We start from the raw sequence: 10,000 nt of genomic DNA, 5'->3' as shown, positions 1-10,000 counted from the left end.
ATCGTCAGTATCAAGAATAATAAAATCAGATTTTAATCCGACTAATTCGGCATGACGGCGCAGCATTTTCGCCGCGATAGAATGAAAAGTGCCCAGCCAAGGCATGTTTTCTGCCTGACTACCCAGCAAATCACCCACCCGCATTTGCATTTCGCGGGCAGCCTTATTGGTAAAAGTCACCGCCAAGATTTGCGAAGGCCATGCTTTCAGGGTCTCGACCAGATAAGCCAGCCTTGCTGTCAAAGCCGCGGTTTTACCCGTTCCTGCCCCAGCCAGAACCAGAAGGGCGCCTTCTGTCGTTCTGACAACCTCTTTCTGTTCAGGATTGAGGCGTGCCAGATAATCGGGTTCTGGTGAGGTTTCGGCTGAAAAAGATGAATACAAGGAGTCAGTCACTTCGTTAAATTACGCCCAGAAAACTTTATCAGCAAGAGACAAGGTAAAGAGATTCTGTAGGAATCAGGATTCCGCTACTCTCCGAAGTAAGGTGACACGGGACTTGCCATATGTCCGTTCTGCTTCAACCACCCAACCTCCGGCAGAGGTCGTCTCTTGTTTGGCTGTTTCAATACTTGCCCATGCAGAGGGTGCAGCCCAGCCCAGACGGGTCAGTTTTTCTAATAAAGCCCCCGCTCCACCGCTGTTATAAGGGGGATCAAAAAGCAAAAGATCAAAAGGCTGCGAAATCGGTGCAAGGGAAGAAACCGGTTGCGCCATTAAGCGGGTGTCCGCTTGTGCGCCCATTTTTTCTATATTGCTCTTCAATATTTTGCAGGCTTCGGGGTCTTGCTCAACAAACAGGCTAAAAGCAGCCCCTCGCGACAGACTTTCCAGACCAAGCGCCCCTGTTCCTGCAAAAATATCGGCTACTCTTAGGGCTTCGAGTGATCCCATACGACTTTCCAGCATTGAAAACAGCGCTTCGCGGGCGCGGTCACTGGTCGGGCGGGTGGTATCGCTATTGGGTGTTTTTAAACTGCGTCCCCGCCATTTTCCGGCAATAATTCTCATAGTGAAAAGAGTCCTTTAAGACATTTTCGGCAGAGTGTTCTTAAAAGCTTTTAAGGTCGCAGGATCAACCTCTTCAACTGCCCCAACCGGTAAATCACCAAGAAGGAAAGGGCCATAGCTGATACGGATCAAGCGTGAAACCTGTAATCCCAAATAACCCAATACACGGCGAACTTCACGATTGCGGCCTTCATGCAGCTTCATTTCGACCCAGCCATTCCGACCCGTCCGGCGTTCCAGATTGGCATCAATCGAACCATAATGAATCCCGTCGATAGTGACGCCTTCGATCAACTCTTCCAATTGATCTTGGGAAACATCACCGAAAACACGGGCGCGATAGCAACGTTCGATATGGGTAGCCGGTAATTCCAGCATCCGCTTGAATCCGCCATCCGTTGTCAGAAGTAACAAACCCTCTGTATTCATGTCTAATCGACCAACCGGCATAACCCTTGGCAAATCAGCGGGCAGGCGATCGTAAATCGTCTTGCGCCCTTCGGGGTCGCGTTCAGTCGTCAATAAACCGGTCGCTTTATGATATAAAAAGAGCCGCGTTTCGGTCGGTGCATTGACCGGTTTGCCGTCAACCGTGACACCATCAAGCGAGGTTAACAAGGTGGCCGGTTTTTCAACCGTTACGCCATCAATGGCAATACGGCCTTCTTCGATCATGGCTTCAATCATGCGACGGCTGGCAATACCTGCCCGTGATAACAATTTGGCGATACGTTGTTCGCCATGTTCACGCGGTATGCGTGCCGAGGCTGGTTCGCTTGCCCCTTTTTTTCTGAAAGGGCGGGCATTCGGTGAATAGGACGGGTTAACAGCAAGATTGCGGTTATAGCCTTGTCTTTCAGAACGCCTGTCGTTTCTTTCTCCCGCATAACCATAATTGCGCGAAGTATTTTCAGAAAAACGGTTATCAGACCTAGTATTTTTATAGCCAGCATTGCGCGAAAAACGGTCGGAACGATCGGATGGCTCACGAGAAAAACGCGAAGGGCGATTCTCATTATTCCGCATTTCACCCTTCCGATTTGGGAAAGATCTTTCTCCACGCGGGGAGTCATTGCGCGCATAGTCATTCCGTGAGAAGCGATCGCCAGCTTCCTTGCGATAACTACCTGTTTCTTTACGGTAACCACTTACTTCCTTGCGGTAACCATAAGGATTATCAGTTTTTTTATCACCAGAATAACGGGCTTGTGCTGGATTTTGATCACGGAAAGAGCGCGGTCTTTCTGAAAAATCTTGTCTTTGGTTGTTCCGCTGGAAACGGTCATTTGAATCTGGGCGATTGTGACGAGAAAAACGGTCGTTTTCTGGTCGGTTCTGTCGCGTTTTTAGCGGCGCTCTATCGTGACGGGATGGGTTGTCAGAATGGCCTTCTGCCTTTTTATAAGGCTTATTTTTGCGGCCAGAAGAATCTGAATGCCTAAAGGCCGTATTGTCTTCCCTCTTTTTATCAAAAGAAGGGCGTAAAGTTTTTTGTGATCTATTATTTTCTGAAGTCGTTTGGGAGCGAGCCGGATTTCTAGATGACGGAGACCGGCCTTTGCCGGATTTCGGGGGGCGATTGAAAACCATAAGTCCTTATCTGGTTGAATGCTTGGCCGTAGCAAGGGGCTTTGAATACCGGAAACAGCCATAGGCGAATCACAGCTTCTGTCAAACAACCATCTATAGCCTGACCTGTAACAGGTCAGGCTATAAAAAATGCAAAATTTATGCAGCGCCTATTTTCGCCACTTCCTCTTTGCTAGGGATTTTTAGTTCACCTTCCCAATTGGCAACAACCATGCTCGCCGCAGCGTTACCGATAACATTGGTGGCAGAACGTCCCATATCAAGGAAGTGATCAACGGCCAAAATAAGGGAGATACCCGCTTCTGGGATCTGCATAAAAGAAAGTGCAGAAGCGATAACAATCAAACTGGCGCGTGGCACACCGGCAATACCTTTTGAGGTAATCATCAACAAAAGAAGCATGATGATTTGTTGCCCCATTGGTGGATGGATATTGTAGGATTGCGCAATAAACATCGTTGCAAAGGTGCAATAAACCATGGTGCCATCAAGGTTGAATGAATAACCCAATGGTAAAACAAATCCGGCGATCCGAGGCGGCACACCAAAATTTTCCAACGCTTCCAAAGTCGGCGGCAAGGAGGCTTCGGAAGAAGATGTCGTAAAGGCAATCAGCGCTGGCGCTTTTAACAGCGGTATAATGTTAAGCGCACCTTTCCCGACAACCAATCGCGTTGCAAGGAGGATAACGCCCCAAAGAACAGCCAAGCCAAGGTAAAAGCTGCCAATAAAATAACCATAGGTCAGAATAATGCCAAAACCGCGTTGAGCAATGACTGATGTCACAGCTGCAAAAACGGCAAAAGGCGCAAACCACATGACATAATTGGTCACTTTAAGCATCACATGGGACAGGCTTTCGATACCCCGCAAAATAGGTCTTGCTTTTTTACCTTGCGAACCAAGCCCCAAACCGAAAAAGACCGAAAAGATAACAATCTGTAAGATTTCGTTATGCGCCATGGCATCAACAACGGATTGCGGCACCAAATGGTTAATAAAATCTTTTAACGAAAAGACAGGGGCGGATGAGGCAACGGGATTTGCAGAAGCCGCAGGCGGCACAAAATTCAAGCCATCACCGGGTCTAAGGATATTAACGAGCAAAAGTCCCAAAGCCAATGAAACCAGACTTGCCCCGATAAACCAGCACATGGTTCTAAGGCCAATTCGGCCTAATTCTTTACCATCGCCCATATGGGCAATACCGGTGACCAATGTGGCAAAGACCAACGGGGAAAGGATCATTTTGATCAGTTTCAGGAAAATCACGGTCAGTAGAGACAGATAATTTTCGACCAGATAGTCAATCGAGCTTTTGTCATGGATAGTCAAATTCATAATCGCGCCAATAATCAAGCCTGCGATCAAGGCTACGACTATCCAAAAGGTGAGCCTTTTTGCCACTCTCTTCTCCAAAAATATAATTTCAATATTTTGAATAAAATTAAATGTTTAATTTTATTTTTCAAACAGAAAAATTTTTAAATTCCACTAATTTAGAGCAATAATTTAACTTGCATACAAGATAGAAGAAATTCCCTATCGGAAATTGATGTGATTGTGTTTTTTAACCAAAATATTTCCTTTAGGAAGGAAATTTTTTTATAAAACTAAAAATTATTTTTTTATTTTTGCAAATAAACAAAATTCTTTTAAAGAAGACGGCTCGATATTTTCTATTTCAAAGTCATCCCTTCCGATATGGATGTTCGTTACAATACCAGCTAAGGCTATGCCTTAAGCAGACATAATCTGATACTTTAGCAGGAAACAGGCCATTCATAAGAGAATGAAGGATTGGGCGCAACGTATTGCAAATACCTTTATGCCCTATTTTGAAAAAGCATCCCTTGCGGCATTTTTTCTCGGTATTGCAAGCGGTATACCATACACTTTACTCGCTGCAACCTTGACGCATAGATTGTCAGATGCGGGGATTGATAAAAAATCAATATCGGCTTTTGCCCTAACTTTGTTGATGTATAGCTTGAAATGGTTGTGGGCGCCTTTGATTGACCGTTGTCCAATCCCTTTCCTTACAAAAATGATCGGGCAAAGACGTGCTTGGCTCTGGGTGAGTGGGATTTTGACGGCCTTTGCTATTGTGATGTTGGGCGTAGCTGATCCTTATAAAAATCTGGAACAAGTCGTTTTCTGGGCGATTTTCTTAGGCTTCTGTGGAGCAACAGCAGACATCACTTTAGATGCCTATCGTATTGAGTTATTAGATCCATCCCGCTTAGGTGTTGGATCAGGATTATCTCAATATGGATGGCGTATTGGGTCTTTTCTGGCCAGCTCAGGCGTTTTGTTGCTCGCTGATAAATGGAATTGGCATATTGGATATATTGCCTGCGCACCTTTTGTTTTAATTGCCCCAATAACCTCTATTTTTATGGGTGAGCCTAACCAATATCGTGAACCAGAGCCTTTAAAAACGCCCAGTGATATGGTCGCAGCCTTTATCAATCCTCTGCGTGATTTCTTGCAACGGCAAGGCGCTTGGATGGTGCTGCTTTTTATCCTTCTTCATAAAGTCGGGGATACAATGGCCAATCTGATGCTTCGCAATTTGTTGGTTAGTCTTGGCTTCACAAAGCAGGAAATATTATTAGGCGATGTCAATATTGGCTTTTTTGCGCTTTTAGCCGGTATTTTTGTCGGCGGTATTCTCTTTGCCCGTATGGGAATGAAGCGTTCTGTTCTGTTAAGTCTCGTTTTAATGGCTATATCGAATGTGAGCTTTGCGCTTTTAGCGGCTTGTGGGCATTCAATGCCGATGTTAATTTTTGCCGTTGGCTTTGAAAATTTTTCAAGCGGTATCGGCGGCGTGACTATTGTAGCTTATTTATCAGCGCTATGCAGCCTTCGCTTTACGGCAACGCAATTCGCCTTATTAAGCGCTTTAGCCGGTGTTTTGGGGCGTTTCCTGACCGGCACCACCGCAGGGACATTGATAGAAGCGATGGGCTACGTGAATTATTATATTCTGACGACCGTGATTGCCTTGCCGAGTATTCTGCTTTACGTTTTTATGATGCGGTCTGGGATGGTTGACCGCTCAATAAGCGAAACGGAAGGCTATCAAAAATAGCCTCCCATGATAATAAATTCTTATTCTGGCGGTGTCTCATTCGCTTTTAAGACAGAGCCTGCCAGATAAAGAGAACCAACGATAGCAATGATCGGTGGATAATCGGGAGAGGCTTCGCGCGCTATCAAGCGAAGGGCTTCTTCCGGTGAAGCCGCAATCCGACCTGACATTCCATTTTTCTGGGCTATAGACACCAGATATTCAGGCGAATGATAGGGATGGCTTGGCACTGGAACCGCATAAAAGCGAGCCTGTGTCGATCCAAAAAACTGAAGAACACCTTCGGCGTCTTTATTCGAGAGCATGCCCATAATAAGATGGAAAGGCTTCTTCTCTTTTTCGATATGCTCTTGGAAGAAAGCGGCTGTTGAAGGGGCGGCGGCGGGATTATGACAACCATCAATCCACAATTCTGCCCCAACCGGTAATTGGCTTACCAAACGACCATCCGAGACATGGTGCAATCTGGCTGGCCAGAAAGCCCATCCCATAGCCGCTTTATAGGCCGCCTCCGGTATTTGGATAACTTTCTGATGGCGCAGCATCGCAACGGCCAAAGTCGCATTTTCATTCTGATGACTGCCGTTTAACCGCGGTAAAGGTAAATGGAGCCGCCCAGCCTTATCCCGATAATGCAGTTCATTTTGGTAAACTGTCCATTCCCATGTGCTGCCACGAGGCAACCAAACGGCTTTTTTCTCGTCCGCTATTTTTTTGATCTGCGCCGCAATAGAAGGCTCATAGGTCTGCGTGACCAGAGGTATTGTCTCTTTGGCAATACCGGCTTTTTCGGCTGCAATATCTTCGGCATTATCACCTAAAAAGGCCTGATGATCGACCCCAAGCTGGGCAATCCCGCATACAATCGGATTGGTAATGACATTGGTCGCATCGAGCTTGCCCCCCAAACCGACTTCAATGACGCAGGCATCCGCAGGGTTCCGAGAAAAAGCCAAAAAGGCTGCGGCCGTGGTGACTTCAAAGAAGCTGGCACCGACATCCTCACCAATATCCAATACTTCTTTTAATAAACCAGCCAAGGTCTCATCATCGACCAGCTTGTCAGCTATTCTGATACGTTCATTAAAACGCACCAGATGTGGACTGGTATAGGCATGGACAGATAAACCAGCAGCCTGAAGGGCGGCTCTCAGAAAGGCACAGGTAGAGCCTTTGCCATTGGTTCCAGCAACATGGAATACGGGGGGCAGGTGATGCTCTGGATGCCCCAGCCGTTCCAGCAATTCGCTGATACGGCTTAGACCCAAGATATCGCTTCCGGGTGAAAGGCATGCCAATCTGTCTAGTTGGAATTGAACATCTGGATTATCGGAACGGGCGTGATCGGCCATAATTTATATCTCGAACAGCAAGGAATGTTTAGGCCGCTTCATTGGCAGGAAGCAGATAATCCACAAGCGAGATCAGACGATCACGCATTTCAGCACGGGGAACAACCATATCAATCATGCCATGTTCAAGAAGATATTCTGCCCGCTGGAAACCTTCGGGAAGCTTTTCTCTAATGGTCGATTCGATAACACGCTGTCCAGCAAAGCCAATCAAGGCACCGGGTTCTGCAATCTGAACATCTCCCAACATTGCATAGGAGGCTGTTACACCCCCAGTTGTTGGGTCTGTTAAGACGACAATATAAGGCAGACCGGCTTCTCTTAATTCTGCAATAGCCGCCGTGCTTCGGGGCATTTGCATCAAAGACAAAATGCCTTCCTGCATTCTAGCACCACCTGCCGCAGTAAAGATAATATAAGGCGAACGACATTCTATTGCAGCTTTGACACCAGCCACAAATGCGCTGCCGACTGCCAAGCCCATAGAACCGCCCATAAAGGAAAAATCCTGAACGCCAATAACGGTCTGACGTCCTGCTAATCGCCCTTTGGCATTAAGCAGGGCATCATTTTCACCCGACTTAAGACGTGCTGCTTTAAGGCGGTCAACATAACGCTTGGTGTCGCGGAATTTTAACGGATCCTCTGGCACAACCGGCGGAGGAAGAACACTGTAATCCCCTTCATCAAATAGGGAATCAAAGCGCGCACGGCTCCCAATGCGGCCATGAAAGCCGCATTTTGGACAAACAGATAGATTTTCTTCGTAATCTTTGTTGAAAATCATTGTCTGACAATGGGGGCAGCGATGCCACAGATTATCAGGCGTTTCTCGTTTGACAATAAAAGGTATTTTGTTTCGGACTTTTTCGAGCCAACTCATAGGGCGGCCTCCTTACGGGCATCGGAAATGGCCGTGCTTAATTCTTTGGCCAATGTCTCTAGGGCTGCATTCGGATCTTGGTGATTGGCCACAGCCTTTTCAATGCAAGACACAAAGGCTGAACCCACCACAACCGCGTCAGCCTTCTTGGCAATCGCTGCGGCCTGTTCTGGTGAACGAATACCGAAACCGACGGCAACCGGCAAATCGGTTACAGCCTTAATCCGATCAAGCGCGGCCTCAATGCTGGCTTCAGTTGCCTGTTGCAGACCCGTAACGCCCGCGACAGAAACATAATAGAGGAAACCGGAAGCCCCATCGAGGATGATTTTCAAACGGGCTTCATCGCTGGTCGGGGTGGCAAGCCGGATCATATCCATGCCTTTTTCGCGCACTGAGACACCAAGGGCTGCGTCTTCTTCTGGCGGAATATCGACACAGATAATGCCGTCAACGCCAGCTTCTTTTGCTGATGCGGCGAAGTTGTCGCTGCCTTTAAACGTCATCGGATTGGCATATCCCATAAGGATAAGCGGCGTTTCTGGATGCCGTTTTCTAAATTCCGTGGCTATTCTAAAGATATCATTATAGCCAGTTTTAGCGGCCAAAGCCCGAAGGTTGGCTTTCTGGATAGCGGGGCCATCGGCCATCGGGTCAGAAAATGGCATACCCAATTCGATAATATCGACGCCATTTTCAACCAGACTATCCAACAGGGCAGGGGTTGCTTCAATAGAGGGATCACCTGCCGTCAGGAAAGCAATCAAAGCAGCCCGATTTTCTTTTTTTGTTTTAGCAAAAGTAGCAGCAATCCGGCTCATAACGTGACCCCTAAATGGCTGGCTACGGTATAGATGTCTTTGTCGCCACGCCCTGAAAGATTAACAATAATGACTTTGTCTTTGCCCATTGTCGGAGCTATTTTGGCAGCTTCTGCCAAAGCATGGGAAGATTCCAATGCCGGAATAATGCCCTCTAATCGGCAAAGCTGCTGGAAAGCGGCCAAGGCTTCGTTATCCGTAATCGTTTCATAACGGACACGTTTTATGTCCTTTAACCAGCTATGTTCAGGGCCAATACCGGGATAATCAAGACCGGCTGAAATCGAATGGGCATCTTTAATCTGACCATTCTCATCATAAAGAAGATAGGTGCGGTTTCCATGGACGATACCCGGCGCACCGCCCGTTAAGCTGGCTGCATGACGGCCGGTTTCCATGCCTTCACCGGCGGCCTCTACACCAATCATGGCGACATCCGTATCATCAAGGAAAGGATGGAAAAGCCCCATGGCATTTGATCCACCGCCAACGGCTGCGATCAATAAATCCGGCAAACGCTTTTCTGCTTTTTGAATCTGCTCTCTGGCTTCGCGTCCAATCACGGATTGGAAATCACGCACCATTTCAGGATAGGGATGGGGGCCTGCTGCCGTGCCGAGAATATAGAAAGTGTCATCAATATGAGCCACCCAATCACGCAGGGCTTCATTCATGGCATCTTTTAAGGTGCGGGAACCCGCTTTAACGGGGCGAACCTCAGCCCCTAACAATTTCATTCTAAAGACATTGGGTTGCTGGCGTTCTGTATCCAGTTCACCCATAAAGACTGTGCAAGATAGACCAAAACGAGCCGCAACGGTCGCCGTTGCGACACCATGCTGTCCGGCACCGGTTTCCGCAATCACGCGGGTTTTACCCATTCTTTTCGCTAATAAGACCTGACCGATGCAGTTATTGATTTTATGCGCACCCGTGTGATTAAGATCTTCACGCTTCAAATAGATTTTTGCGCCGCCCCAGGCTTCTGTCAGACGAGGCGCAAAATAAAGTGGGCTAGGACGACCGACATAATGTTCTAGCAGATCATCTCTTTCTGCTATGAATGACGGGTCTTTCAATGCGCGCCGATATTCCTGATTAAGCTCAAGAATTAAAGGCATCAGGGTTTCGGGAACATATTGTCCGCCGAATGTGCCAAAATGCCCTCCTTCATCAGGTTGGGCGCGAAGAGAATTCGGAAGAACAGAATTAGATTGTTTCATAATAGACGAACCGCTTGAAGGAA

General features: G+C 47.3%; 9 protein-coding genes. 1 reads left to right on the top strand and 8 read right to left on the bottom strand.

From position 1 onward, the window contains the following. The 4 genes from LDL18_RS03750 to LDL18_RS03735 all read right to left on the bottom strand — a co-directional run. The coding region (locus LDL18_RS03750) for a UvrD-helicase domain-containing protein (RefSeq protein WP_296507045.1) at positions 1–396 on the bottom strand (396 nt) is incomplete at its 3' end. 63 nt (positions 397–459) lie between these two features. Continuing rightward, positions 460–1,011 carry a 16S rRNA (guanine(966)-N(2))-methyltransferase RsmD gene (gene rsmD / locus LDL18_RS03745; RefSeq protein WP_296507044.1) on the bottom strand — a complete coding sequence of 184 codons (552 nt, stop codon included), beginning with the start codon at positions 1,009–1,011 and terminating at the stop codon, positions 460–462. A 15-nt stretch (positions 1,012–1,026) separates the two neighbouring features. After that, positions 1,027–2,601: a pseudouridine synthase gene (locus LDL18_RS03740; RefSeq protein ID WP_296507043.1), complete on the bottom strand. Its 1,575-nt coding sequence runs from the start codon at positions 2,599–2,601 to the stop codon at positions 1,027–1,029. A 138-nt stretch (positions 2,602–2,739) separates the two neighbouring features. Further along, positions 2,740–4,008: a dicarboxylate/amino acid:cation symporter gene (locus LDL18_RS03735; protein ID WP_296507042.1), complete on the bottom strand. Its 1,269-nt coding sequence runs from the start codon at positions 4,006–4,008 to the stop codon at positions 2,740–2,742. A gap of 385 nt (positions 4,009–4,393) precedes the next feature. Here LDL18_RS03735 and LDL18_RS03730 point away from each other — a divergent pair, with 385 nt between their 5' ends. Next, a complete protein-coding gene (locus LDL18_RS03730; RefSeq protein ID WP_296507041.1) occupies positions 4,394–5,698 on the top strand; it encodes an MFS transporter in 1,305 nt (434 codons plus the stop codon). A gap of 20 nt (positions 5,699–5,718) precedes the next feature. Here LDL18_RS03730 and LDL18_RS03725 read toward each other — a convergent pair whose 3' ends face one another. From LDL18_RS03725 to trpB, 4 genes are read right to left on the bottom strand one after another with little or no spacing between them, the layout of a single operon-like run. Further along, on the bottom strand, positions 5,719–7,050 hold the full coding sequence (locus LDL18_RS03725; protein ID WP_296507040.1) for a folylpolyglutamate synthase/dihydrofolate synthase family protein: 1,332 nt from the start codon (positions 7,048–7,050) through the stop codon (positions 5,719–5,721). A 28-nt stretch (positions 7,051–7,078) separates the two neighbouring features. Further along, positions 7,079–7,933, bottom strand: coding sequence for an acetyl-CoA carboxylase, carboxyltransferase subunit beta (accD, locus tag LDL18_RS03720; RefSeq protein WP_011240486.1), 855 nt, complete (start codon positions 7,931–7,933; stop codon positions 7,079–7,081). Then, positions 7,930–8,754 carry a tryptophan synthase subunit alpha gene (gene trpA, locus LDL18_RS03715; RefSeq protein ID WP_296507039.1) on the bottom strand — a complete coding sequence of 275 codons (825 nt, stop codon included), beginning with the start codon at positions 8,752–8,754 and terminating at the stop codon, positions 7,930–7,932. Before trpA ends, accD begins: the two co-directional genes overlap by 4 nt. Continuing rightward, a complete protein-coding gene (gene trpB, locus LDL18_RS03710) occupies positions 8,751–9,977 on the bottom strand; it encodes a tryptophan synthase subunit beta (RefSeq protein ID WP_296507046.1) in 1,227 nt (408 codons plus the stop codon). Before trpB ends, trpA begins: the two co-directional genes overlap by 4 nt. Positions 9,978–10,000: the final 23 nt, after the last annotated feature.

Source organism: Zymomonas sp., assembly GCF_020216885.1.
Classification (GTDB): Bacteria; Pseudomonadota; Alphaproteobacteria; order Sphingomonadales; family Sphingomonadaceae; genus Zymomonas.
This window is presented reverse-complemented; position numbering and strand designations above follow the sequence as displayed.

Bases quoted from the DNA above. Each gene is read 5' to 3' on its own strand.
- rsmD (WP_296507044.1), bottom strand. From the start codon at position 1,011: ATGAGAATTATTGCCGGAAAATGGCGGGGACGCAGTTTAAAAACACCC.
- LDL18_RS03740 (WP_296507043.1), bottom strand. From the start codon at position 2,601: ATGGTTTTCAATCGCCCCCCGAAATCCGGCAAAGGCCGGTCTCCGTCA.
- LDL18_RS03730 (WP_296507041.1), top strand. From the start codon at position 4,394: ATGAAGGATTGGGCGCAACGTATTGCAAATACCTTTATGCCCTATTTT.
- LDL18_RS03725 (WP_296507040.1), bottom strand. From the start codon at position 7,050: ATGGCCGATCACGCCCGTTCCGATAATCCAGATGTTCAATTCCAACTA.
- accD (WP_011240486.1), bottom strand. From the start codon at position 7,933: ATGAGTTGGCTCGAAAAAGTCCGAAACAAAATACCTTTTATTGTCAAA.
- trpA (WP_296507039.1), bottom strand. From the start codon at position 8,754: ATGAGCCGGATTGCTGCTACTTTTGCTAAAACAAAAAAAGAAAATCGG.
- trpB (WP_296507046.1), bottom strand. From the start codon at position 9,977: ATGAAACAATCTAATTCTGTTCTTCCGAATTCTCTTCGCGCCCAACCT.